This is a genomic window from Paenibacillus wynnii (assembly GCF_030812855.1).
Taxonomy (GTDB): Bacteria; Bacillota; Bacilli; order Paenibacillales; family Paenibacillaceae; genus Paenibacillus_AQ; species Paenibacillus_AQ wynnii_A.
This window is the reverse complement of the sequence record NZ_JAUSTK010000035.1, coordinates 14,073-39,928: the sequence shown is the minus strand read 5'-3', so window position 1 is coordinate 39,928 and position 25,856 is coordinate 14,073. Positions and strand designations below refer to the sequence as shown.

The window sequence follows — 25,856 nt, the reverse complement described above, 5'->3', positions numbered from 1 at the left end:
TATGGGCTATGTCATTAGTCCAATTTATAGTTGGCCAGGTACTCTGCAATGCCGTCGATCTCTGCATCGCTCAGGCCAAGGTCTTTGGGGTTAGGCATAAGGTTGCCCGGCTTCACGCTTTGTGGATCATGCAGCCAAGTTTTGAGATTCTCTTCAACTGGAGCGCCGTCTTCCCGGGTATCATCATTAATCAGAATGCCGGCTATCGCCTCCCGGGAGCCGATACCCGTAAGATCCGGAGCATTTGCAATACCCTGATCTCCTACTGCGTGGCATTGAAGGCATTGATCTTTAAAAGTCTTGGCCAGGGCAGGGTCTTCTGGGAGCACTGCAGGCGCTTTCCTAGACTCAATCCACTTTTCAAATTCTTCATTACTGACAGCCTTTACCTTGAATTCCATAAATCCGTGTGAAGGTCCGCATAATTCCGCACATTTCCCCCGGTAAACACCCTCCTTCGGTGCACTGAAGCTGAAGCGGTTAATGGTTCCTGCAGGGTTAGTATCTATTTTACCGGAGAGCGAAGGTACCCAGAAAGAATGTAGAACATCTTTGGTTATCAGCTCAAAGGCTATATCCTTCCCGGTAGGAATGACTAAATCTTGAGCTGTAATTACACCATAGTCCCCATACTCAAATTCCCACCAGTATTGATGACCCGTGACTTTTACTTTCACCGCATTTTTGTCATTTGAATGATCATTTCCTGCCGCGAAGACCTGCTTCACAGTCGGAATAGCCAGAACTACCACAAGGATCAGAGGAATAACTGTCCAGAGGATTTCCAGCTTGAAGCTGCCTTCAACCTGCTCGGGGATCTCCGTTTGATTCGGTTTCCTACGGAACCTGATCATTACAAAAGCTGCAATAGCAAATACAATTAACAGCACAACGATCATGATCGTGATCGACAGCTTTATCAATCCTAAAGAGCTTTCCGCTACAGGCCCTTGCGGTCTAAGAACCGATAAGTCTTCGCGGCCGCAACCTGCAAGAATGAGTGCGAATACTGACATCATGGGAAGGAGTCGCTTTACAGCCTGCCACGTTTTCATCATTGATCTACCCCGCTTCGTCCCGATTTCTAAGATTATTTCGTTTGTTCTGTCAATTATAACAATCACTATTAATATAAGATTAAGGGGGTGTTTTGTCAATCGTTCACAACTAGTTCACAAAGTGTTCTAAATTGAAAAAAAGGCTTGTCACGCCTCATTTTGCAATCGCTTTCAGAAAACGCAAACAACTTTTTTTCCTTTTCCAAAACCCCTCTAGCCCCAAATTTAACTACTAATTCATTTGACAAATTTGTGATAATTGAATCAAAGCCGATAGATTTACATACAAAAAAAACCGATCCCTGGGCAGCTAGCCACCCGGGTACGGTTTATGAGAATCCTCATGGATGATATACCTAAAATGATCTCGTCAAAAGAAGGCGCAGGCAATAGGCACTCCTTAACATCAGGAGACGGATGAATTCATCCTTACCAGTTCATGCTCAACGACCATGGTCAGCTCTTCTTCATAGCCTCCCGTTATCCGATATTTACGGACGTATTCTTTTACGAATTTCTTGGGATCTTTGGGGCGGAAAATGCGTGTCATTTCCCGTAGACTTTCCTTGACTTCGTTATGACCTTTACTTGCCATGATCAGTTCCCTCCCAAAACATTGAAAATGAATGCTCCGTTGTAGAGAATGCATGATGAAAAGTGCGCCGTAACTTCGAAATGCAAGTAAGTACCACTAACACATACGTATCTTGCACTATCCGTCTAAGACAAGACCCTAAGCTGAGGACTTGGGGAACGCCATAAGTCGGTGAAGCAGGTTCGTCGTGATTTGGGCTGAAAGTTTAAGATGTCCTTAAAAGGTCACCTTGACACTATAGTTACCCTAAGAGCCAAAAATTGAATCACTCCTTTGGGGCCTTATCGTTATATTGTATCATATTCCAACCCAACTTCCACCTTTCCTTGTAAATTATGATCTTGGAAAATATTTTTTTTATTTGCCCAGTAAGCATTTATATATTCCTGAAGCCGATAATCACATACTTTGTCCCTATGAAACATAGGCTTTATTGAGGAGATGGGCACTCCGATTCAACCGCTCCGTATACTCCGGTGTCCCTTCTTGTCCAAGCCATAAGGAGAGTGAGCCTATGTCCCCTTTTAGATCTTCCACCGGATTACCAGACAATATTGCAGGTGCACTGTGTTACTTCTTCCCTTTTATCGGAGGCATCGTCTTTCTCGCATTGGAGAAACGGAGCCGCTTCGTGCTGTTCCACGCTCTTCAGTCGCTGATTGTTTTTGGGATTCTGATGATCACACATGTCCTGGGCTCATTATTCCCTTTACTTGGCCCCTTGTTGTCAGCCCTGATTTTTCTGTGCAGCTTTGCCGTATGGCTGTTGATGATATACCATGCTCTGCGTGGAAAGTGGTATAAGCTCCCTTGGGTAGGTCAGATCGCCGAACAGCAGCTCCGGCATTTGTAATTCCCTGTATGCAGACGCACGGAAAATGATTCCCTTTTGTCCATCCACTCCTTACAATGGAATTAAGACAACACTGGATTTTTAGGAGCTGGAAAGAGCATGTATTTATTCATTATAAATTCACGCTCCGGCGGAGGCGCCGGGAGACGGACATGGCATATTGTAGAGGGGTTGCTACGGGATCGCCAAGTCCAGTACGAGACCTTGTTTACACATAGCGCAGATGAAGCGGAGCAAAGTGTCTTGCAAGCGCTGCAGAAGCATGAAGAGTGGAGCGCCGCTGTCGTTATTGGGGGTGACGGAACCCTTCACAGTATTCTAGGAGCCCTTGGACACAGAGGCATTCCTCTGGCTGTGATTCCCGCCGGTTCAGGAAACGATACCGCTCGGGGTTTCGGCATTCCGCTGGAGACGGAGTCTGCGCTTGAAGTTGCCCTGAGCAGCCGCTTTCTTGAAGCTGATCTGTTATCCTCCGCGGACGGATTAACACTGACCGCGGTTGCCAGCGGATTCGACGCCCAGGTGGCGGAGAATGTGAATGCCAGCCGCTACAAGCGTCTGTGCAACGCGATTGGCGCGGGTCAGCTGGCTTATATCATCGGCATATTACATACGCTGATCACTTTTAAGCCGTGCCAGGTGAAAGTAGCTTGCGACGGTACGGAGCATGTCTATGACAAGGCCTGGCTCGTCTCGGTCTGCAACCTGCCGAGCTATGGCGGCGGGCTGCTGATCTGCCCGCAGGCGAAGGCCGATGACGGCCTGCTCGACGTCTGCGTGGTTCACGGGTGCAGCCGCGGACAATTGCTGCGGCTGTTCCCGACGGTGCTGAAGGGCAAGCATATCTCTCTGCCCTTCGTGTCTATGCTGCGTGGACGGAGTGTAGCCGTCCACTTCGCTGAACCTCGGCATGCCATCGGCGATGGCGAGAGCCTCGGTGTAGAGGCGCTGGCCGTGCGCTGTGAGCCTGGAGCGCTGCGGGTGCTGTCACCGCTGGCTTCAAGCGCTGCGCTCCCGGAAGCAGGCTCCGCACTCTCCAGCTAGGTTAGCCGGGCTAAGTCTAAATCGGAATACTCCATACCTAAACAAGCCGGCAACGGGAGCGTTATGCCCTTCGTTACCGGCTTGTTTAATTAGGAGTAGGAATGTCAGCATTGCAGCTCATTCCTTATTCAGGCAATACTTCACCGTCCGCTTCCACAAAAGAAATTACGCCGTCCTCCAGAGAGGCGATGCGCACGAGCGATTCTAGACGGTAACCCGCCTCCTGCAACAGGCGGTTTCCGGGCTGGAATGACTTTTCGATCACAATTCCTATCCCTACGACACTCGCACCCGCTTGCTCCACGATACGCGCCAGGCCAAACGCAGCCTCACCGTTAGCCAGAAAATCATCGACAATGAGAACACGTTCTCCGGGTGCAATGAACTTTTTGGAGACGGTAATCTCATTGCTCTCTTTTTTGGTGAAGGAATACACCTTCTCTACATAGATATCCTCTGTCAACGTGAGAGACTTCTGCTTGCGGGCAAAGATCAGCGGAACATTGAGCTCCAGTGCGGTCATGATTCCCGGAGCAATACCAGACGATTCAATGGTTAGCACCTTCGTAATTCCTTCTCCCGCAAATCGGCGTGAAAACTCACGGCCGACCTCACGCATTAGAACAGGGTCCATCTGATGATTCAAGAATGAATCCACCTTGAGTACTCCCTGACCAAGTACAATACCTTCGTTGATTACCTTTTGTTTCAGTAACAGCATATGTACTCCTCCTCTCCCCAAAATGGACCCAATGAATTAAATACCTGTCGGCTTCTGCGGAAGCAAGTTACCGATGATAGACTTCAACTCTCTATCCTCTTTAAACTCTTCGTCCCCCATGTCAAATTTGGTCACTCTAATCTCAGAGTAATCTTCCCGAGGGTTTACGGGTTTAAAGATCAGCTTCTCCTGATTATCCATGTTCACATCAAACTTCATATCTTTGAACATCTCAATCAACTGACTTTCACTGGGCTTTGATCCCTTATCCAGAAACAGTAGACCGCGCAGCTGTTTGGGACCTTCCGAATGTTGCACTTCAAAATGAACAATACATTCCATCCTCTTATTCACCTCCTGATTTAGTCGATAAGCTAATTCTCTTATTCTGCATTCTCCTCAGGATTCTCATCCTGATCATGCATTACATATTTACGATAAATGTTGCCATAACGTTCCCCATATCTTCGCTCCAGTTCAGGACCCATATCCTGCTCCAATTCAAACAGCACCATTTCTTGCGTGAAATGATTCAGCAGCAGTTCTACAAGCACCGGATGCTCCGTTACGACCGCCTGAACGGACCCGTCCTCATAACGCATGCCAAGCATGCACCAGCTTCGGTCGATGACGAACGAGAATTTGCGCCCGTCCTTTCGCGCTGCTCTACCGTTAAGCGGCGGCCAAGCCGGATAAGGAATAGGACCGGCGTTGCCGCCGTCGAATGCCCATAGCAGCTTCACGCCGCGCAGTTCGGCCTGCTCCAGCTCATTGCGCAAGAGGGAAGCTTCCTCTCTCCACACATCCACAACAATTTCCAGTTTGGCGGCATTTAACTGTCGTACTAGAGTACCCAGCACATTCCGATCTCCTTCCAAATTATAAAAGGAAGGGCTAACCGGTCCGCCGCGCGGCATTTCACTCTCCACAAAGTGAAGCGAGGCTTGCACACGGCCGGAGATCATCAACGCCAATTCATCCGGATTCAGCACACTGTAACGGGCAGGTTCCCCTTCCCCACAACGGACATATCCTTGTTGTGTCAACCGTTGAAGCGCCGCATATACATTGGATCTTGATACTCCGAGTTGCTTGGCAACCTCATAACCTGAAGCCTGGCCTTTGGCGGCAAGCTCCACCATAATTTTGGATTCCATTTCCGTGAATCCCAGATTGCGCAGATGCAGTAGCAACTGTTCCATACTCGTTGTCCCCCTAAGATGACTGACTGTTACCTAGATTTGTTCCGATCCGCAGCGCGGACACCACATCGAGCCTTTTGGTAAATCTACGCGGCAAATCTGGCATTTGACCATATCTTTTACACTAGTATTCTCAGCATCTGATTCTACGAATTCACTAGCTTTCCAATCCCGAATCCGCTGATCAAGTTCAAGCTGTCTTTCCCGTTCACGCTCCAGTTCATCTGCATGTTGGAGTTCGCGCTTTGAATCCTGGGCATTAACAACGTAATCCTCCAGTGCCAAAGGAAGCTCTTCCTCATGATCCAGAACCTCTTCATAATTAAATGGATGTTCATGCTCAAGCTCGGGTTCAGACTCTTTAACGGAATCTACCTGTACCGAATAGACCTGAGTTTCTTCCGGATCCACTCTCCGGGGTGTATATTGTGTTGATGCCGACGCTGCATTTACCTTCGCCGCTGCTTCTAACTTCCGACCGCAGCTCGGACAGAAATTGGCGTCAAGCGCAACTATATGTCCACATTTACATAACCGTTCATTTTTCAATTCGGCAATATGTGAGCGTACATTCTCAATCTCTTCCTGAAGTTTCGAGCAGTTCCGTGATAGCTCCAGCATTTTACCTTCAGCAAGCGACATATCCCTCGAACGATATCCCTCATAAAAGATTTTTCCCATTTTCATAAATTCAATTTCCATCTCATGTTCAATATCCGAAATTCGGCTGTTCAGCTTGCCGATTTCAACAGAACTTTGCGCTTTCTCGGTAACCCGGCTGGCACCGTCTTTTATGCGCTGTAATAAATTCATTGTAGTTCCTCCTTCTCCACAGTGAGAATAGGCAAAATATATTCATGCGTTAACACGAATTAACCTTTTACGGTCCGGACAATGCCGGAAACGTGACTCTATCATACCAAATGTATCGAACAGATTCATTATTTGTCGTACTGTGTATAATAGTTAAAATGATTTTGGCGAACCACAGGTGACAAGTTTTACGAGAAGACCGTGAGTTTATATGAAGATTCCCAACAAATATTAAGCCTTAGATCCGGATAATCACCGGGGCTCGGGCTGTTTGAATCTCTTCAAAATGACTCTTGCCTACTTAAAGTTTTGCTTCCGAGACTGTCCATCGGTTAAAATAGAAGGAGTCACAAATACGTAAATCGGGAGAGTAACCGTGAAAGAACACGAAAGCAGACATCTTACATTAAATAAGTTACAGTTACATGTCCAAGATCTTAGGCAGTGGGAGAAGGAGAACGGTTTTCCCAGACAGATTGATGAGTTAATGCAGCTACCAGCACTTTATCGTCTAGCCCTCAATGAACTTCAGAATAAAATCGATGTCATTAAGACCGAATGGCAAATTCGTGACGGCTTCAGCCCTATTGAGCATATTAAATCCCGCATTAAGGAACCTAAGAGTATTCTGCAAAAAATGGAGCGCAAAGGCTACGAACTCAGCTCCGAGAATATGGAGCAGTACATCCATGATATCGCAGGTATGCGGATCGTATGCGCTTTTGTTAAAGACATTTATCGCCTTGTGGACCATTTATGCATCCGTGAGGATATTCGCGTTCTTGAGATCAAGGATTATATTGCCCATCCCAAGCCTAATGGATATCAAAGCCTGCATCTAATTGTTTCTATCCCCCTAATTCTGTTGGAAGGTACACGCTGGGTTAAGGCAGAAATTCAACTGCGTACCCTTGCCATGGATTTCTGGGCCAGCATGGAGCATATTCTATACTATAAATTCGATAAGCAGCTTCCTGCACATGTGGCAGAGGAACTTAAAGAAGCGGCCCGTGCCGCCGATGAGCTCGACCAGAAGATGCTGCGCCTCCGAACGGAAATTTTGGAGCTTTCAGACGGTGCTGGCAGTAATGAGGAACCGCAAAGCTAAACCAATAAAGGGCGATCCCGGAACAGAGAACTCTGTTGTGGGATCGCCCTTTATTCTGTCCATTACAGCGCTTGGAATTATAATTTATTATTACCCCTCGCCCGCCCGGCAGCTGCTTCCGAAACACGGCGCATAACAAGAGCCAGCCCGTCTTGCACCCTAGGGGTTTGAGGCAACAAATTTTGCCAATCCTCAGTAACCGTTGCTACGACCGGGTTCTTCGGGAAGGGACGGTCACCCACTTCGTGAAATAAGGTTCCCGGCTGGTGGAGCGAGCCTTCAGCAGCCGCCTCAGCCAGCCACTCCCCTGAGGAGATTGCAGGCCCCTTGCGCTCCAGCCGGGCCAGCTCTGCTGTAAGTACCGCCGTTGGGTTGATCCCGTTGTTCGTCCTCTCGGCATCAGCCGCAGTTTCAGCCCAGAACGCAAATACTGCCTCCAGCAACTCCTCTTTAGGAAATCCTCTTAGCTTTAATGCCAAGAGGGGTTGATCTGAAAGGCTCTTTTCGATTTGCTTCAGCATATCATCGTTCTTCATTCCCACGTCTTCTACGTCCGCATCAGAAGTCTGCTCCAGGTTAGCCGGAAGAATCTCCAGTCCATTGAACCAATGGGGCGCACGGCCTTGTAACAGAGCGTACATCTCATTGGGGCACAATGCCAAGCGCCTAACCAGTTCTTTCCGCGTGGAAGGTGACCACAGGGGAACCTTGATGGACAACTCCGATGGACTCCCAGGCAGCACGATCTGAGCTGCCTTCAATACTCCAGGAACAGCCTCAAGCTGTAATTCTAAACTCCCATTCATCCGATCCCCTCCACCGTATAATTATCTCGCAGTTCTCTACATCCAATCCTGTCCCTGCAGCTCAATGAGCTCCTTCAACTCATGGTTGGACATCTCCGTCAACCATGTTTCACCAGAGCCTACAACCTGCTCAGACAGACTCTTTTTACGTTCGATAAGCTCATCTATACGTTCTTCCAAAGTTCCTTGGCAGATCAGTTTATGCACCTGAACATTCTTATGCTGACCGATTCGGAAGGCTCGGTCTGTAGCCTGATTCTCTACAGCCGGGTTCCACCAACGGTCATAATGAAGCACATGATTAGCCCGTGTAAGATTCAGCCCCACACCGCCAGCCTTGAGTGAGAGGACGAAGAAAGCCGTTCCCTCCCCCTCCTGAAAAGCTCGAACCATCTCATCACGCTCCCGTTTCGGAACGCCACCATGCAGGAATAACGGGTGTTTGCCATAACGCTTGGTCAACCGATTTACCAACATTTCACCCATAGCGACATACTGAGTAAAGATCAGTGCAGATTCCCCAATCTCTGCTATGCTGTCCAGCACCTCGTACATAACATCCATTTTACCGGAATGCTCGTGCCTTAAGCTACGCCCCTCCTCTTTACGGAAAAGTCCGGGATGATTACAAATCTGCTTCAGCTTTGTTAGGGAGGACAACACCAACCCTCTTCTGGCCATTCCCGACCTTTCCCCTATCACACCCAGCATTTCATCCACAACCCCCTGGTATAGTGCCGCCTGAGTTTCCGAGAGCGGACAATAGGATTTGAGTTCCAGCTTTTCAGGAAGATCCTTGGAAATGTCAGGGTCACTTTTAAGTCTACGCAGTAAGAAGGGAGAGACCAAACGATGAAGCTCCCGAAGCCGATCGCCGCCTTCGCCTGATCCGTAACGCTGTCGGAAGGAGTGGTAGGTTCCCAGATATCCCGGATTCAAAAAATGAAAAATGGACCACAGTTCCCCTAAGCGGTTCTCTACCGGAGTTCCCGTCATGGCAATACGGTGCGGTGCGGAAAGCTTCATTACGCTTTGAGCCTGCTTAGTACGGTGATTCTTGATATATTGAGCTTCGTCCAGCACTACAGTAGACCATTTAACTCCTGCTAAATCCTCACTGTCACGACCGGCTAAATGGTAAGTTGTCAGCACAATATCATGACTGGCAACCAGAGACAGGAAGCTCTCACCACGAACCCTCCGCCCTCCATGATGAATATGAACGGTTAGCGAGGGGGCGAAACGCTGAAGTTCCCGCTGCCAGTTCCCTAGAAGCGATGTCGGACATAAGATCAGTATCGGACCCCGTTGCTGATCGGCCGGGTGATTTAAGGCACGATCCAAGAGGCATGTAATGACCTGGATAGTCTTTCCGAGACCCATATCATCGGCTAGACATACACCAAAGCCCAGTCCACTTAAAGCAGACAGCCATTGAAATCCCCGCTCCTGATAAGGACGGAGAGTTCCATGAAGACCTTCGGGAATTTGCCGCTCCGGTAAATTGCGAAGCATATCACCGCGCATAAGAGAGGACAACAACCCTGTGGTCTCCATGCCTGTGACCGACATGCCTTTCCAGAGTCTGTCTTCTTCATCCTCAGCTTCGAGCCTCATCCAATCAGCCGCAGACATTTCCCCATGTTCGTGCCGTTTCATATATTTTAGAACCTGACGTATCTCTTTAGGATCTATCTCTATCCATTCCCCGCGAAAACGAACAAAAGGCACGCCAGCCTCCATTAACTCCGTGAGTTCCTCCGCGCTGATGGATGCTTCTCCAAGCGATGCCTCGATCCGAAAGGAGATCAACTCCTCCATACCCAGGGCAACAGGTGCTGGTCCAACGGCCTCATTGGAGAGCTGCTGCATTTTCATCTTCATTCCAATACGGCGACGTCCCTCTCGACTCCATCGCGAAGGCATTTGGACGGTTATCCCGCGTGTGGTCAGTTGAGGCACAGTCTCTTTCAAAAAAAAGTAAAGACGTTGAGGCTCCAGATCGACTCCTGTAGGAGCAGGCGAGCTTAGTCCCCGTTCAATATCCGGTGATATCTTCGCTGCCCGTCCCAAGAGTGTAAGAAGTTGCTCCTGAATATTTCGGTAACGTTTCCCCCACAAGGTGAACTCCCGCTCAGCGCTGGCCCAGATCGAGCTTGCAGGCAACCAAAACTCACTTTCTTCGCGGCTTTCCGCCCAAAAGGAAAGTCGCCACACTCCCTCTTCATCGGCGGGCGGCTCCAGGCGCAGTCCAAGTCCCAGCTGTCCGCGACGCGCCTCTTCTTTCTCTGTATGAGGCACTTCCGTTCCGCCGGTCTCAGACACAACGGCGAGGAGCTCGGTCACCTCAGCAGGAGTACCCTGCACAGGTATATCCCGGCTGCCCGTGAGCAGGCTGTTCCACCATAGTTCCGTGAGAGGAGAATAACCCCGGCGATAATTGGCTTTGTATGGGGATAGTTCACTCTCTATACGAGAGATGACCCCCTTGACCTCAGTACTCATCACAGCTTGTAAGAAAGAATAGAGCACATGCGCCCCCGCCTCCTCGCGAGTCGATAAGTCACCGGCTTCAGCCGAAGGACTGCCCAGTCCAAGCACAGGCATTGATGCGGAGAGCTGTAGAAATATCTTTGTGTACTCCTCGTTCCGAAATGCAGGGACCCAGCAAGCCAAAGCTGCCTGTTCCCCTCCACGGCGGCGGGAGCCTACGGGTCGCGGCGGCAGGGCTCCAGGCGTAAATCCACCTGTACCCAAAAGTTCTAGGCCGAAGCGCGCGGCAGCAGCCCAGTATCTCATTTCTCCCCCAGGCTCGACGCCTTGATTCAGACATAGTGATTCGTCCCAGGCTAAGAGCAAATCAAAGGCCTCTTTAGGTGTAAGCGCAAGGCCCTCAAGAGTACGACCGGGCATTTGCCGACGCACAGTCTTCCCTTCAACCGGAGCGGTAGGATATTTCACTTCAGCCAGACGCAGCGCGGCACCCGCAAAAGGACGCAAACCACCCTGCAGCTCCAGCCGTTTGACCACTCGGGTCCAGGCATCTACCTTCGGTTCCGAAGTTTCGCCGGAGAAGCAAAATAAAACATCCCCTAACCATATTGCATACAGATGCTTAGTCATCGTGATCTCCTGTCTTGTAAGCAAGCAGAAAGGGTACCTCCGTCCATATCTGAACGACAGCATCCTCTCTACGAGAAATATATTTCGAACTATTTAAAGGAACAGTGCATATAACGAGCGCTCCCCTATATATGAAAAACGACCAGCCCCAACACAACAAAAAAAGGTTTTACCTTCATCTTATACGAAAAGGCTCGGATTTAAAAACGTTTCCGTATATTTCCCTACACTTTACGGGGACATTTGTAAGGTAAGCGCATACCGACAGCCGTATATATGTTATTAATGAGATAATTTTACATCTGAGTGATTTCTAAATCCGAAAGAAAAAAGGCCCTTTACTGCAAAATCTGCGACTGACGCAGTTGCAATAGAGGGCCTTTTGTTCATTTCAATCGTTATTTTTTGCGGGCAACCGCTTCGATCTCTACTAATCCGTCCTTAGGTAAGCGGGCAACTTCAACGGCACTGCGGGCGGGATAGGGTTCTGTAAAAAAAGTGCTGTAAACTTCATTAACCGCCACGAAATCATTCATGTCCTTTAGGAAGACCGTAGTCTTCACCACATGATCGAGAGAAGCCCCAGCTTCCTCCAGAATAGCCTTGAGATTGTTAAGTGCCTGACGCGCCTGCTCCTGCACACCCTCTGCCAAATCTCCTGTTTCTGGATTCATGCCTAGTTGCCCGGAGGTGTATACCCAATTTCCTGCTGTAATAGCTTGGCTGTAAGGGCCGATCGCACCCGGTGCATTTGTTGTAGAAATCTGTTTTTTACTCATTTATGTTACTCCTCCCAGCGTCATTTTATTTTCTTATTGTAAGTCCTGGTCTTTAGTTAATGCAAACCTATCGTTCTATACCAAGTACTTGAATAACCTCGTTATTGTAAACATGCACGCCCCGTGTACCGACATTTGCAATGTTGATCATTGCCTGAGCTACCGTTTTCGCTTGGATTGCCCGGTATTGAGCAGCCTTGCCGACTAGTAAAAAACCAAATGCTCTCATGAGCTTTGCAGCTACTTGTTCCCCCAGCCTGAACTCTTGCCGCTGGCCCAGCAAAAGCGACGGACGGAATATATGAAGACCTTGAAACTCCAAAGCGCTCAACCCTTCCTCCATACTCCCTTTGGTTCGGCTGTAAAAATTACGGGATTTCGAGCTTGCTCCCATAGAAGAGACAACCAAGAATTGCTTGACCTGATGTTTCTTGGCAAGAGCCGCGGCCTGCAGTGGATAATGAAGATCTACACGCTCGAAATTACTCTGAGATCCTGCTTTCTTGATCGTTGTTCCAAGACAACAAAAGATAGCCGACACCCCGTTAAACAGATTCCCATGCTGCTCCAGCTCATCCCAATTAATAACGAATTGCTTCAGGCCGGGATGTTTCTGATCCAGTGGATGACGAACCAATACCCTGACCTCGTCCCAGATCCCGCTTCGTAATAAGCTCTCCGTAACCTGGGTACCCACGAGTCCGGTTGCCCCCAGTACCATTGCAATTCTTGTCATTAGAACGGTCTCTCCTTCAGTCTAGGTTCTATTCATCCTTCAGGATGCGTCTTCCCAGCAATAAAGCCAGCACTAGCATCAGTACGCCGACGACGATCTGCATTCCGTACACTTGGGTCCAATGCGGCCAATTCTCTATCCAGCCATAGATCTGACCTCCGATAAGAGGCCCGAAGAACGATGATAGACCTGTGAGCGCCGCAAACATCGCCATATACATCGGCCGTTCCTTCTTAGGAGTATCACCGATAATAAAGTTGAAGGCCAGCTGGTTAAAACCGCCAACACCTACGCCAAACACAATATGCGCAGTAAACAATACTAATAACATTGGAAGGACGGATAGCAGTCCCCAAATCAGAGATGAAGCGGCAATAATCGGCAGGGTCCAGAGCAGCAAACGCTTGTTGCTATACCTCGCATTCAGATTACCCCATACATAGAAGCTTCCCATCATAAATATCGTCTGGGATACATTAAGCAACGATAATGTCTGATAGTTAATATGCAGCAATTGCAGCATGACATACGAATAGAGAGGTACTGTCAAATTCTGCAGCAAAAGCCATGCAGCTAGAAACAGAGTGGACTTCATAAATAACGTATCGTGGAGCGGTTTCTTAAACATCGGCAGGAACTTATTTTCGTCCGACTTCTCGAAATGAGTATCTGGATAAAAGAACAGCACTACAATATTGGTTGCGGCAAAAATCCACACAACTACATACAAAATAAAAAAACCTTGGCCTCCGGGATATCGGTCCAGAACAATACCGCCGGCATACAAGACGGCACTACCTAGCGCATTTAGAACCGTATTTCGAATCCCGAAATAACGCCCCCGGACACGGGCGGGAACCAGATCACTGATAACAGAACTCCAAAGCACAGCTCCGGCTGTATTTGCTATGAAGGCGATTGTATATAACCCAATAAACGTAACCACCCAAAGATCTTTTGGAAGTATAAAGGGTATCAATCCTGTTGAGGTCCAAAGTATCCTGTGTATAGCTACACAGGTAACCATAGCCCATTTGCGGCTCGGTAATTTTTGAATTAGAAAAGCAACACCAATCTGAGCTATATTAACCAAAGTAGTTAAAGCCAGCACAAAACCAATTTGGCTTGATGATGCGCCTAAATATAGAAGAAATCCTGTCAGAAACTGCCCTTGCAGCAGCACCTGAAAGATCGTTGCAGGAACACCCTCCCACGTAGCTATATACAAATTTTTGCGTTGCTTCGAGAATTTACGTAACGATTTCGGACGTCTGATCAGCGGCCCGCTTCTCATGATGTTCATTAAGGTGATTACACTCCTTTGATGCGGCTTTGGCTTCATTCTACTCCGCATCATGCTTATGTCAATATGACATAATTATAAATTCGCTTGGAGTTTATTGGACATTCTCACTTAGGGGTAAATATAACGAGAATAGGCTCCCTTTTCCTTCACTGCTGTTCAAAATGATAAAGCCGCCTAGAAGCCTGGCCAGATCGCGGCTAATGGATAGACCCAGTCCAGTGCCTCCATACTGTCTGCTTATCGTCCCGTCCGCTTGTTGAAATGCTTCAAAGATGGTCAAATGCTTATCCTTGGCAATGCCAATCCCGCTATCCTGAACGTCAAATACGATCCAGCGCTTGGGATGCTTGCCTTCATTCCTGATTTCATCCCGTATGTTTAGTGATACCCTACCTGTTTCGGTAAATTTGAAAGCATTAGATAATAGATTTCGTAGAATCTGTTGTACCCGCTGGGGATCAGAATTAAATGATTCCGGTAATTCATCACTCATTGTCACCGAGAACTCCAGACCCTTCTGGCGAGCAACCACACTGAATTGCAAAGCGAGAAGTTCAGGAATTTCACTCACATTCACTTCTTCACTGCTAATTTCCAACCGCCCCGCTTCTACTTTGGACAAATCCAAAATATCATTAATGAGCTTCATGAGATCATCGCCTGAACGATGAATTATACTTCCATAAAGGATCATTTCATCTCTGCCAAGAGAAGCATCTTCTTCTTCTATTAACTGCGACAGATTGATAATGCTATTCAGGGGTGTTCTGAGCTCATGTGACATATTGGCTAGAAACTCTGATTTAAATTGGGATGCCAGCATGAGCTGTTTTGCCCTTTCCTCCATGACAATCTTGTTCTTATGCAATTCTTCCGTCTGAGTAGAAAGAAGATTATTAGCCCGTTGGATTTGTAAAGTACGCTGCTGCTCCAGATGAAAATCCCTGATAATCAACGCGAACAACATACTAAGAATTAATCCCGACGGAAAAGTCACTGGCATTATTTCAGTTATGTACTTCTGAACGGATATGACTCCAAACAACGTAATATTAATAGAGTTGAACAAATTCACCACGAGAATGATGGTCAAGCCTTTACTTATCATAGAATAGGAAGAGCGCCGAACCCAGAAACTTAAACCGGCACAGACAAAACCCAATATGAATAAGTTAAGCACACCTGCAAATGCGGCCGAGTTCACACCAAGGGTAAGCCGCATAAGTCCTGTACCTGCACCAATAAGAATTAGAATAAAGGGCTGCGGGAAGGCCATAGTCGAAATGATTAGGGGAACAAACCTAAGATCAAAGATAACATCTTCACCTAGCATGAAACCGAAAAAAGAGCTGATCCAACCTGCAAATATCGCAAGTATCACCCAGCACACCAGCTTAACCCGTTCTGAAGCGTACGAAATAGTATGTTTATATAGTAAGTTCGCTAAATAAGCCAATGTTATGAGCAATGCGGTGTTCACAAAAAATATTTTTAAATAATCCATAGGTTCACTCCTGCTACAAATACTGAACTCTTATCTACTTGTACCCTACATACTACCATATGGATACAGGAAGGTCATGGCTCTTAAGTTCCACTTTTTGGATGATGGGGATTTATTAATGTTGAGATTTTATAGAAAAAGAGCGCAAATCAGATGCGATTTGCGCTCTTTTTGTGCAATGGAAACCAAGGCCTCATCGGATTCCAACTTCTTCTGGGAACCTCCTTCCATTCTTATCATTTCCAGCAAACAGTGGGACATCTATCTGATCGCGTTCAACCTCTATCCCTGTTTCTAAGGGTGGAAGCATGTAATACCGGGAATGATACGTGCAGATAACGTCTCCTTGCTGTGTAAGTATCCTGTCTCCCTGAATCTCAATAACTCTACCGGTTACCACATGGGACTTATACATCGACATCGCCTCTCCTTACAATGTGATTTAGCCTGCCCGCATATACTCCTGAATTTAGGCGCGGATATAGGTCCCTGAGGTTATTTCACTGCCAGTTAAGCCCGTTTAGAATTGTATCTTCTTATAGTAATATTTACCCGTAGATATAAGACATGAATCCTACTTCATAACTTGAAAGAAGGTCGGATTTTGTCACATATTAGTCTAGAAAATAGGTATCTATATATTTTAAAATTTGATATGATTCATATGTTAATAAATTAATAGTTGAATAAGTGATAGTTTTCACATGAAGTCGTTAGTATGTATGCTAAAATGCCATGTGATCTGAAAGCTGATATTTAAAATTTTTGATACCTAATACCCAAAAAAGTCATACACCGTCTACATTAAGGTATATTGACCCAGATTAAAAGTGACAAATGTCATTTATAAAGTGATTTTTATCACTTCCAATTACTATTAAAATGTTTTACATTTTAATATATATATTTTAAACTACTTTCTTGGAGGTCCTATTTAATGAAAAAAGCATCTGTAATTTTGACGAGCGCACTAGCTCTTGGTTTGCTAGCTGGCTGCGGGAACAACACAAATAACGCTCCTGCTGCTACTAATGCCCCTGCTGAAACAACGGCTCCTGCTGCTAACGCAACTAACGCCGGTACTGAGACTGCTAAATACCAAGATGGAACATACTATGGTACTGCAGAAGCTGATGCAAAGACTGGCTGGCAATCATTCGCAATCTTGACTGTAGAAGGCGGCAAAATCACCAAAGCTGATTGGAATGCATTCAACGTTAACACTGCCGGCGACCTGAAGAAAAAAGTTTCCGAAGACGGTAAATACGGAATGAAAGAAAAAGGCGGAGCACAAGCAGACTGGCACGAACAAGCAGCTACAGCTGAAGCTTTCCTAATCGAGAAACAAGATCCTGCAGCAATCACAGTAAATGCTGAAGGTAAAACTGATGCAATCTCCGGTGTTTCCATGGGTGTTAACGATTTCGTAGCAGCAGCTCAAGCAGCTCTGGCTGCTGGCCCTGCACAAGCCGGTGCTCTTAAAGATGGTGGATACCATGCTGAAGGTGCTGAATTTGATCCAAATAACGGTTTCAAATCCACTGTTGATCTAACTGTTGTTAACGGTAATGTTGTTGCTGCTAAATTCAGCGGCGTGAACAAAGACGGCATTGACAAACAACAATACTCAGCCGATGGTAAGTACGGTATGAAAGCTGCAGGCGCTCAAGCAGAATGGCATGAGGAAATCGCTAAAGCTCAAGCTTACTATGTTGAAAACAAAGGTACTGCTCCTGCTCTTAACGATGAAGGTAAAACAGACGCTATTTCCGGCGTTTCCATCAGTGTAGGTGAATACTTTACCCTGGCAGAAAAAGCACTCGAAGGCGCGAAGTAATTTGCGATCCTCTTGCAGCTAATCAGATGAATGAGGTGAGTTTCTTTTGAAGAAAATAGTCATTTTGGGCGGCGGCTACGGCGGCGTACTAACGGCCAAAAAACTAGCAAAGAAATTTAAGAACAACAAAGAAGTAGAAATCAAGCTGATTGACCGAAATCCGTATCACACCCTTTTGACTGAGCTGCATGAGGTTGCCGCGAACCGTGCTCCAGAGGATTCGATCAAGATTGATTTGAAGAAGATCTTTGCAGGTCTTAAAGTGGATGTAGTGCTTGATGAAATCAGCAATATTGATTTCAAAGGCAAAAAACTGCAATCCGAAAAGGCAACATATGCATATGATTATCTAGTAATCGGTACGGGCAGCAAACCAACATTCTTCGGTATTCCTGGAGCAGAGGAGAACACATTGTCCTTCTGGTCTTACGATGATGCTGTTGCCTTGAAACGTCAAACCCGTGACATGTTCACTCGGGCAGCGAAGGAAAAGAATGCAGCAGTTCGCCGCTCCATGCTTACCTTTGTAGTTGTCGGCGCCGGATTTACAGGTGTTGAGCTGATCGGTGAGATGGCTGAATATCGTGAGGATCTTTGCAAAGAGTTCTACATTGATCCATCCGAAGTTCGTTTGATCGTTGCCGATATGGCACCTAAGGTTCTGCCAATTCTTCCAGACAAGCTGATTCAGAAAGCAGAATCATACCTGCGCAAGATGAACGTGGAAATCGTTACCAACGCTAAGATTACTGAAGTTGGTAAAGGCAGTGTTGCTCTCGGTGAGAAAAACGTTGTAGATACGCATACAGTAGTTTGGACTGCAGGTGTTGAAGGTTCCGAAATCGTAGGCACTCTTGATGTTCAACAACAAGGTCGCAAACGGATCGTTACCAACGAGCATCTTGAAAGTGTCGATCACAAGAACGTATACGTTGTAGGGGATAACATTTTCTTCATTCCTGAAGGCGAAACACGTCCTGTACCACAAATGGTTGAAAATGCAGAGCAAGCGGCTCCGGTCATTGCTACCAACATTATTGCAGACATCAACGGTACACCGAAAAAGGCTTATAAACCAGGATTCCACGGTACCATGGTCTCCATCGGTAGCCGCTACGGTGTAGCAAACGTTGGTCTGCCAGGTAAATTCTTTATGCTTACCGGATTCATGGCTATGTTATCCAAGCATTTTATTAATATGTTCTACCTGTCCCAAGTTGTTGGCTTTAACAAAGTATGGACTTACATGATGCATGAGTTCTTCCATGTTGAGAACCGCAAGAGTTTTGTGGGCGGCTACTTCTCCAAGCGTTCACCTAACTTCTGGCTCGTTCCGCTTCGTATGCTGCTCGGTGGGATGTGGGTCTATGAAGGTGTCGACAAGCTCAAGAAAATCTGGGAAGATCCCGATAAGATTTTCCTGATTCCAGCCGCTCCTTATGCAACAGACGCAGCTTCGGCAGCAAGCCAAGCAGTGGATGCTGTAAAAGAAACGGTAGATGCTCAATCAGCAGCTTCAGCAGTTACAACCGCCAAAGAAGCAGTTGAAGCACTTCCAGTTCCAGGCTTTATATACGATACTACTAACTGGTTCATGGACCTGATGTTCTATAATCCAGATGGAACTTACACATTCCTGGCTAAATGGTTCCAACTTGGTATGGTATGTGCAGAGATCGTCTTCGGTATTATGCTTATCGTTGGTCTGTTCTCAGCTATCGCCTCTATTGCCACGATTGGTATGGCTGTAATGATCTGGTCTACAAAAATGGCATCCACAGAGATGTTATGGTACGTAGCTGCTGCTATTGCCTGCATCGGCGGATCCGGAAGTGTGTTCGGCCTAGATTACTATGTACTTCCTTGGCTTAAGAAACAGTGGAAGAAGATTCCTCTGGTCAGACGTTGGTATCTCTACACCGACTGACGGTAATAATCTTTTATACCCTCTTTGCAATATTATATAAACAAGATATGTAGATAGTATGTGCTTTTCATTAAAAATTAATATAATTTTTTCTAGAGTAATGTGTCCTCCGGGGCACATTACTCTCCTTATTTAAAGAGTGGTTTTGTAGGGATGATCAGGGGATGGTTGCTCCAGCAAAACCGACAAGAAGGAGAGAATCTTGTGAACAGACAACTCATGGAAGATAGCTTCCAGTTGCTTCAGGCGGATATGTCACCGATCGCCGGGATTCAGCTTCAGCTCTCTCCGGCGGAATGTGAGCGTCTGCTTCCGGTACTGGAACGCTATAATGTAGATGCATGCCGCAGAGCTCCATTACTGAGCATATACATCATTTTGACATTGGCTGCACAGCGCCATATGGAATGCACTCCGTATCATCCCAACCTGACCCGAAATATATTGGATGGAGATTATTTATATAGCTTTTATCTTCAGTTTGCGGTGAAATACCGGGAGCTGGACCTGGTCGCTTATTTAGCTCCTTCTATTAAAAAAATGCAAATTAGACGGTCAAATGGGAACTTAGCGGAAGAGAATCTGGCTTCTGGAATAGAACAATTCCTAATACAAGAGCGCAGGCAGCAAAGCCGCACAAGCAAAGCCATTTGACGGGTGGGATAGATAGATGAAATTGCACGAAACCTTGAATATAGACCTTGGAGAAATTAACCGTGAAATCGAACAATTAGTGACTCGGGATAAGGATGTACCTAAGCACTCCCAGCTATCCAGCAGTATCCTTGAGCTCATTGGTTCTGGCGGCAAACGCCTTCGACCACTCATGGTTATAGTTGGCAGTCGATTTGGCAGAAAGGCCTCCGGCCGTCGAACCTTACAGTTAGCTGCTGCCGCTGAATTTATACATGTGGCTTCATTAGTCCATGACGATATTATAGATTCCGCCGAGCTGCGGCGTGGCCAACCTGCGCTGCATACCAAGACCGGCATCACTTCAGCTGTTCATATCGGAAATTATATGTCTGCACGGGTGATTGAACTCTTAAGTAAATACACTTCAGACAAAGACCGCTATGTACATGATTTATCATCTGTCGCTACCGCTCAGCTATGTCTCGGGGAATATCAACAAATGGAGCTTGCCTACAATTACGACATTTCGATGGAGCAATACCTCGAGAAATCTCGTAACAAAACAGCCCTGCTAATGGCTACCTGCCTACGAGTCGGTGCTTTGTCCTCTGACAGCACAGAAGAAGTTGCTAAACTGTTGTATGCCTTTGGAGAAGCCTTAGGAATGTCTTTTCAAATCCAGGATGATCTTCTGGACTTCACGCAGTCTGAGGCCATTCTCGGCAAGCCTGCAGGCAGCGACCTCCGGCACGGTCAGGTTACCTTGCCGGTGCTCTATGCGTTGCAGGACCCAGAGTTAGAAGCTGTTATCCGTATGATCGGCCCAGACTCGACCGATTCTGAGGTAGCTAATGTGCTAGAGCTCATTAAGCACAGCGAAGCCTTATCACGGGCTGAAGAGATCAGCCAAGACTACCTCGATCAAGCCGCATCCATCGTACAACAGCTTTCCGCCTATCCGGCGCATGTTGACTTAGCTACGCTGCTGCAATATTTTGCAGCGCGTGACCGATAGATCTGCTTCTCTGCAGTCTCATATAATCAAAAACGGATACCCCCTTTTCAAATGGGTGGGTATCCGTTTTTTTGTAGGATTAGATCTATATAGATTGTACTAAAGTTTTACTTGTTGGGATTTGGTAGTAACTACGGTGAATGTTGGACTTCCAGCCGCTGTTGTCTCCATATTTCTTGATTTGTACCGCTGTCTGCGGATGAAATCCGGAGACAAAGGCGGTCGCTTACGCTCTTCCAGTTCCAAAATTCCCCTTCGTTACGATCATCCTGAGGTTATTGTTTAGTTCAATCTATATATATATGTTTTTGCTAAATAGCGAACGAAGCAAAGCTGTGCAGTGAAAATAAAGTGCTAGACTGGGGAACCTGATTTAATGGGGTTTATGAGTTTGAAAATTGCCAGTCTTCAAAAAATAAGTCTTAGACTGCTGCTGCTTTTATTGACCTAACGTTCATCTTGCACTGCGTAGCAGCAGGTTAAGGGAAGATTACTTAGCGCACTGCGCAAGCACGTTAACTTGCAGAAGCAGGTTATTTGTAACCATATTTTTCAAGTACGCTCTCGGAAAGCTTCTGCATTTGGTTATCATTCTTGGTATTAGATAACTCTTTGATATCCTTTTTATCAATATTAACTTTTCCTTGTTCAAGAGAATTCACCCAATAGGCTTGTATTTTGTCGCTCCATTTCAAGAAAAGAACATACTTACTCCCTGGTTGAAGTGGTGTATATTCTTCATATGAAATGACAGTAGTACCAGGAGCAACTCCATTCCCTACTTCATAATACGGCTCAGCTATCGCCAACTGCTCTTTTTTAACTTCCTTGTTACCATCTAAAACTTTATTTACTTTAATATCTCTTAGAGTAAAGCCACTAGGATACCCATCTTGATATTCAACAACATTTTTTACACCATCTAGAACTGTTGCTTCAATTGCAATGTCGGATGCTCTTATTGCCTCATCAGCATTTGCAAAGATAATATGTTCTGCCTCAGTAGAAATCTCTTTTTTAATTGTTTGATCTGCAATAATATACGTTATGGATAAGGTTAAAATTGCCGCCAAGCTTACTATTATCCCAATTTTTCGTTTCGTCATCAGCATTATTAAGACCCCCATTTACTAGTGAGATGTTCTTTGTCGGTTGACGTAGGAGCAGTAAGTGTAAAGTTACCTGATTTCATCCAATATTCTCCAGAGTGGGCCGGGGCATTTTCGAAATGATTTAACCCCAATGCATGTCCAACTTCATGGCCAGCAACTTTCCTTGGAGTATAATTTCTAATATCCGATTGAGTATCGTCGTATCTAATCCGAGCTTCATCAAAATTTGTTCCATTCGTAACTTCATCTGACGATACATTAGATACTTGTCCTAGCCAGTTATATGACCAATAATCAGTAGATGCGATGGTTCCCTCAGGTAAATTATTACTACCAACATAAATCTTAATATCAGCTGAACCTGAAGATGTTGTGCTTGAAACTAGATGCGGCGTCCCATTGAGACATAGCATTGTCAAATGCACCTGCATAACCGAAAGTGGACACCGAGCTATCATACCAATATTTCAATGCAGTTGCACTCCCTCCATTAATAGAACCTTGTTTAATGTGTGCTGTACCAAAATCAGCATGAACAAGTCCAGTACCTAATAAAAAGCATGCAGATAAAGTAACAATACTGGACCCAACTCTTAAGCCCTTCATAGATTCAACCTCCATCGATAGCTTTTAAATACAATTCCACAATAACACATCAAAGAAGGAATATAATGGGATTTAATGTCTATTTTTTGAAAATAATAATAAACGCACCATTTACTTTGCACCATTAGGAAATGATTCATCTGTTAGCTTAACGCCGCTGCCAGTCTATTAGATTATTTCTTTGTATAATACTTTATTTTTCAGTCTAATACATTAAAGCACCCGTGAGAGTGTTTAGCTGGAGGGTTGGGGGTTGGGGGTTGGGGGTTGGGGGTTGGGGGTTGGGGGTTGGGGGTTAGGGGTTAGGGGTTAGTTTTCAGACTCTTAAAAGCAAGGAAGGAAGGAAGAAAAGCAACATCACGCTTTTCTTCCTCCTACCCACCCCCGTTGGGTAGGCAGGGTTGTCTTTTGTTGTTAGCTGAGGGAAGGTTGGGGCGGAACGCAGAGGAATTTTGGAACTGGAGAAGCGTTAGCGTTCGCCCGAAAGCTTTCCGTAGGAAAGCTCTCTCCGGAAGCATATGCTATCCTTGGATTTCAACCGCATACGCGGTTCCAATCAAGAAATCCAAGGATAACAGCGATCGGAAGTCCAAACATTCCGCGCAGTGACGTTCCCCAACCACCCGCCCCCTAGCTGACATAAAAATAATCAACCAGCGTACACAACAATATAACTATACTGATCACCTGATTCAAATTATACGAAGCCACCTTCATCATACGACGGTTCGAGGGCTTAATAATCTTATGTTCCGTCATCAAGAGCAGAGTAGCCACACCAATCCCCACAAGATACATCCACCCAAGATCACGCCACACATATAAGAAAAGCAATAGCATAACCATAATGAAATGCAGACCTTTGGAGATACGAAGAGCATTCTCTAATCCAAAAAAGCTCGGTATGGACCACAGCCCGTGCCGCCGATCAAACTCAATATCCTGTGTGCCGTAGATAATATCAAATCCTGCAATCCAGAGCATAACTACCGTCCCGATAACAAACGGTGTAAACGCAATATTCCCTGTTACGGCAAACCATGCTCCAATGGGTGCTGAGGCGATAACAAAACCCAAGTATAGATGGCTAAGAAAGGTAAACCGCTTTGTGTAAGAATATGAAGATATTAAAACTATGGCTACCGGCGACAAGAGCAGGCAGAGCAGGTTCAACATCCCTGATGCAACTATAAAGAGTGCGTAATTCACGATGATAAACAGGATGACTTCTTTTTCAGCAACCATTTGCTGCGGCAGATGACGATGTGCCGTACGTGGATTTTGTCCGTCAAAGGTACGGTCCACAAGCCGGTTAAACGCATTGGCACCGTTCCGGGCACCGATTAAGGCAATAAGACCCCATAGCATGAGATGACCGGAAGGCCAGCCCCCTGCTGCCCATACCATGGAAATGATGGCAAACGGCAGTGAAAAAAGGGTGTGGGAGAACATAACAAGATCACTGAACAATTTTAGCTTCAGGGCTGCATTTTTAAAGACATTTACAATAGCCATAACTTTATCCTCTTTCTTAATTGCTGAATGCTTCCATCAGCACTTCATTCAGTGCGGCCAGCATTCCATTAATATCGTCCTCTGTAATGATGAGAGGAGGCTGGAAAGCCAACACATTGCGATCCACACCATTTTTACCGATTAAGTATCCGCGGTCCTTCATTAACTCTAGTACATTATCCGTTATTGCTGCCTTACCGGCGGCATCTGCACCTACTAATTCCGCTCCCAGCATTAGTCCTGTACCACGTACGTCCGAAATCCACCCAGGGTACTGTTCCTGAAGTGACTTCAGCCCTTCTTTAAGCTTACCCCCAAGCCGTTCTGCACGCTGCGGAAGCTGTTCCGCCCGAATATAGTCGAGCACAGCCAGTGCTGTAACTGCCGATACCGGATTCCCCCCGAAAGTGGAAGCTGATGGACGATTGAGCGATAATGCAATTTCATCTGTAGTTGCAAATGCTGCAACCGGAACCCCGTTGCCGAGCGCTTTTGCCATACTCACGATATCGGGAACCACATCAAAATGCTCCATAGCAAACATTACACCCGTACGGCCAAACCCGGTCTGAATCTCATCTGCAATCAGCAACACTCCATATTGATCCAGCAGAGCCTTAACCTCACGGAAGTACCACGACACTGGCATAATCATGCCGCCGTTACCTTGAATCGGTTCTGCAATCATTGCGGCAATGGTGTCGCCCTTCTCTTTTAGAACCTGCTCCAGATCCTTGAGAGAACGTGTTGCAGCCTCTTCCATCGTTAGCTCCGGGTGGTAAGGGCGGCTAATGAAATACACATCTTCATCCAAAAAAGCATCGGTACGCCACATAGGGAGTCCGGTTACACTCATTGTAAGATTGGTACGTCCATGTAATCCGCTTTCCAATGCAATAAAACCTTTACGTCCCGTATGCATTCTAGCGAGCAGCAATGCACCTTCATTCGCCTCAGAGCCGCTATTCACGAAGAAGCTCCGCCGTAGGTTACCTGGTAATACTTCCTCAAGCCGCTCGGCTAAATCTACGTTAGGCTGCGTCAAGTAAACCGTTGTAGTATGTTGCAGCTGCTGCAGCTGTTCGATCGTCCGCGCAGTAATGCTGGAATTGCAGTGACCGCAGGCTACCACAGATACTCCGGCAAAAAAGTCCGTGTAGACCTTATCATTCTCATCGTAAACGAACTGCATAGATCCGCGTACTAATTGAGGCGGATTCCGATAAAAGTGCTGTGTGCAAGGATAGAAATATTGCTTGCGCTTGGCCGCTACGGCTTCTCTGCCGATGGCTTTTACTCGTTCCATGAAAGATTCCCTCTCTTTCTGTTGCTAACGTACTATCTAGATTGAACTTAAGATTTTTAGAATAAAGGATTAGTCGCACTGCTTTCAGGCTGATGAATGAACACCCGTGGATATCTACTCAAGATGAATGCATAAGATATACGGACCCAGCGGACGCTATTTACCTCATTTACCCGAATTCCTTATCTATGCGGACTCAGAAGGCCTTATTTACAAGAATTCGACTTTAAATAGCCCAATCTTCATATATAACG

Annotated in this window: 26 protein-coding genes; 8 read left to right on the top strand and 18 right to left on the bottom strand. The window is 46.2% G+C overall.

The genetic code is table 11. The annotated features are described in order from the left end of the window. Positions 1-14: 14 nt before the first annotated feature. Entirely contained in the window at positions 15-1,058 is a 1,044-nt protein-coding gene (coxB, locus tag J2T20_RS22850) for a cytochrome c oxidase subunit II (RefSeq protein WP_307591883.1), read from the bottom strand. Positions 1,059-1,464: 406 nt separating this feature from the next. Then, positions 1,465-1,653, bottom strand: coding sequence for a hypothetical protein (locus tag J2T20_RS22845; protein ID WP_019913840.1), 189 nt, complete (start codon positions 1,651-1,653; stop codon positions 1,465-1,467). A gap of 514 nt (positions 1,654-2,167) precedes the next feature. On the opposite strand from J2T20_RS22845, the gene J2T20_RS22840 reads away from it, so the two are divergent. Further along, positions 2,168-2,506 carry a DUF4870 domain-containing protein gene (locus tag J2T20_RS22840; RefSeq protein ID WP_307591869.1) on the top strand — a complete coding sequence of 113 codons (339 nt, stop codon included), beginning with the start codon at positions 2,168-2,170 and terminating at the stop codon, positions 2,504-2,506. A 99-nt stretch (positions 2,507-2,605) separates the two neighbouring features. Further along, a complete protein-coding gene (locus J2T20_RS22835) occupies positions 2,606-3,550 on the top strand; it encodes a diacylglycerol/lipid kinase family protein (RefSeq protein ID WP_307591868.1) in 945 nt (314 codons plus the stop codon). A 124-nt stretch (positions 3,551-3,674) separates the two neighbouring features. Here J2T20_RS22835 and J2T20_RS22830 read toward each other — a convergent pair whose 3' ends face one another. Genes J2T20_RS22830 through J2T20_RS22815 form a run of 4 tightly spaced genes read right to left on the bottom strand, consistent with a single transcriptional unit; the run spans position 3,675 to position 6,286 of the window. Continuing rightward, the gene (locus tag J2T20_RS22830; RefSeq protein ID WP_307591866.1) at positions 3,675-4,271 is read right to left on the bottom strand and encodes a xanthine phosphoribosyltransferase; all 597 of its coding nucleotides are present in this window, start codon (positions 4,269-4,271) and stop codon (positions 3,675-3,677) included. Between the two features lie 36 nt (positions 4,272-4,307). Further along, positions 4,308-4,613, bottom strand: coding sequence for a hypothetical protein (locus J2T20_RS22825; RefSeq protein WP_307591865.1), 306 nt, complete (start codon positions 4,611-4,613; stop codon positions 4,308-4,310). A 41-nt stretch (positions 4,614-4,654) separates the two neighbouring features. After that, positions 4,655-5,473, bottom strand: a complete 819-nt coding sequence (locus tag J2T20_RS22820; RefSeq protein WP_307591863.1) for a TrmB family transcriptional regulator — start codon at positions 5,471-5,473, stop codon at positions 4,655-4,657. 33 nt (positions 5,474-5,506) lie between these two features. Beyond that, positions 5,507-6,286: a zinc ribbon domain-containing protein gene (locus tag J2T20_RS22815; protein ID WP_307591861.1), complete on the bottom strand. Its 780-nt coding sequence runs from the start codon at positions 6,284-6,286 to the stop codon at positions 5,507-5,509. 376 nt (positions 6,287-6,662) lie between these two features. On the opposite strand from J2T20_RS22815, the gene J2T20_RS22810 reads away from it, so the two are divergent. Then, positions 6,663-7,394, top strand: a complete 732-nt coding sequence (locus tag J2T20_RS22810; protein WP_307591859.1) for a GTP pyrophosphokinase — start codon at positions 6,663-6,665, stop codon at positions 7,392-7,394. A gap of 77 nt (positions 7,395-7,471) precedes the next feature. Here the strand turns inward: J2T20_RS22810 and J2T20_RS22805 are convergent, their stop codons facing one another. From J2T20_RS22805 to J2T20_RS22775, 7 genes are all read right to left on the bottom strand, one after another. Next, a complete protein-coding gene (locus J2T20_RS22805) occupies positions 7,472-8,200 on the bottom strand; it encodes a hypothetical protein (RefSeq protein ID WP_307591857.1) in 729 nt (242 codons plus the stop codon). 36 nt (positions 8,201-8,236) lie between these two features. Beyond that, a complete protein-coding gene (locus J2T20_RS22800) occupies positions 8,237-11,323 on the bottom strand; it encodes a DEAD/DEAH box helicase (protein ID WP_307591855.1) in 3,087 nt (1,028 codons plus the stop codon). A gap of 398 nt (positions 11,324-11,721) precedes the next feature. After that, positions 11,722-12,102: a RidA family protein gene (locus tag J2T20_RS22795; RefSeq protein WP_307591853.1), complete on the bottom strand. Its 381-nt coding sequence runs from the start codon at positions 12,100-12,102 to the stop codon at positions 11,722-11,724. Positions 12,103-12,169: 67 nt separating this feature from the next. Further along, positions 12,170-12,838: an NAD(P)H-binding protein gene (locus J2T20_RS22790; RefSeq protein ID WP_307591851.1), complete on the bottom strand. Its 669-nt coding sequence runs from the start codon at positions 12,836-12,838 to the stop codon at positions 12,170-12,172. Between the two features lie 28 nt (positions 12,839-12,866). Continuing rightward, positions 12,867-14,141 carry an MFS transporter gene (locus J2T20_RS22785; protein ID WP_307591849.1) on the bottom strand — a complete coding sequence of 425 codons (1,275 nt, stop codon included), beginning with the start codon at positions 14,139-14,141 and terminating at the stop codon, positions 12,867-12,869. A 94-nt stretch (positions 14,142-14,235) separates the two neighbouring features. Beyond that, positions 14,236-15,648: an ATP-binding protein gene (locus tag J2T20_RS22780; protein ID WP_307591847.1), complete on the bottom strand. Its 1,413-nt coding sequence runs from the start codon at positions 15,646-15,648 to the stop codon at positions 14,236-14,238. Positions 15,649-15,841: 193 nt separating this feature from the next. Continuing rightward, positions 15,842-16,069: a hypothetical protein gene (locus J2T20_RS22775; RefSeq protein WP_307591845.1), complete on the bottom strand. Its 228-nt coding sequence runs from the start codon at positions 16,067-16,069 to the stop codon at positions 15,842-15,844. A gap of 516 nt (positions 16,070-16,585) precedes the next feature. On the opposite strand from J2T20_RS22775, the gene J2T20_RS22770 reads away from it, so the two are divergent. The 5 genes from J2T20_RS22770 (at position 16,586) to J2T20_RS22750 (ending at position 21,349) form a co-directional block, all read left to right on the top strand. Further along, on the top strand, positions 16,586-17,485 hold the full coding sequence (locus J2T20_RS22770) for an FMN-binding protein (protein ID WP_307591844.1): 900 nt from the start codon (positions 16,586-16,588) through the stop codon (positions 17,483-17,485). 46 nt (positions 17,486-17,531) lie between these two features. Next, the gene (locus J2T20_RS22765) at positions 17,532-19,412 is read left to right on the top strand and encodes an FAD-dependent oxidoreductase (protein WP_307591843.1); all 1,881 of its coding nucleotides are present in this window, start codon (positions 17,532-17,534) and stop codon (positions 19,410-19,412) included. Positions 19,413-19,616: 204 nt separating this feature from the next. After that, positions 19,617-20,066, top strand: coding sequence for a hypothetical protein (locus J2T20_RS22760; protein WP_307591841.1), 450 nt, complete (start codon positions 19,617-19,619; stop codon positions 20,064-20,066). A 16-nt stretch (positions 20,067-20,082) separates the two neighbouring features. Then, a complete protein-coding gene (locus J2T20_RS22755) occupies positions 20,083-21,063 on the top strand; it encodes a polyprenyl synthetase family protein (RefSeq protein WP_307591839.1) in 981 nt (326 codons plus the stop codon). Positions 21,064-21,199: 136 nt separating this feature from the next. Beyond that, positions 21,200-21,349, top strand: a complete 150-nt coding sequence (locus J2T20_RS22750) for a hypothetical protein (protein ID WP_307591837.1) — start codon at positions 21,200-21,202, stop codon at positions 21,347-21,349. 247 nt (positions 21,350-21,596) lie between these two features. Here the strand turns inward: J2T20_RS22750 and J2T20_RS22745 are convergent, their stop codons facing one another. The 5 genes from J2T20_RS22745 to J2T20_RS22730 all read right to left on the bottom strand — a co-directional run bounded on the left by J2T20_RS22745 (position 21,597) and on the right by J2T20_RS22730 (position 25,602). Then, positions 21,597-22,175, bottom strand: a complete 579-nt coding sequence (locus tag J2T20_RS22745) for a hypothetical protein (RefSeq protein WP_307591836.1) — start codon at positions 22,173-22,175, stop codon at positions 21,597-21,599. 2 nt (positions 22,176-22,177) lie between these two features. Next, entirely contained in the window at positions 22,178-22,588 is a 411-nt protein-coding gene (locus J2T20_RS25860; protein WP_373457845.1) for a matrixin family metalloprotease, read from the bottom strand. Beyond that, positions 22,527-22,781, bottom strand: a complete 255-nt coding sequence (locus tag J2T20_RS22740; protein ID WP_307591835.1) for a hypothetical protein — start codon at positions 22,779-22,781, stop codon at positions 22,527-22,529. Before J2T20_RS22740 ends, J2T20_RS25860 begins: the two co-directional genes overlap by 62 nt. A 630-nt stretch (positions 22,782-23,411) precedes the next feature. Next, the gene (locus J2T20_RS22735) at positions 23,412-24,296 is read right to left on the bottom strand and encodes a UbiA-like polyprenyltransferase (RefSeq protein ID WP_307591833.1); all 885 of its coding nucleotides are present in this window, start codon (positions 24,294-24,296) and stop codon (positions 23,412-23,414) included. A gap of 16 nt (positions 24,297-24,312) precedes the next feature. Next, positions 24,313-25,602 carry an aspartate aminotransferase family protein gene (locus tag J2T20_RS22730; RefSeq protein WP_307591831.1) on the bottom strand — a complete coding sequence of 430 codons (1,290 nt, stop codon included), beginning with the start codon at positions 25,600-25,602 and terminating at the stop codon, positions 24,313-24,315. Positions 25,603-25,856 lie beyond the last annotated feature (254 nt).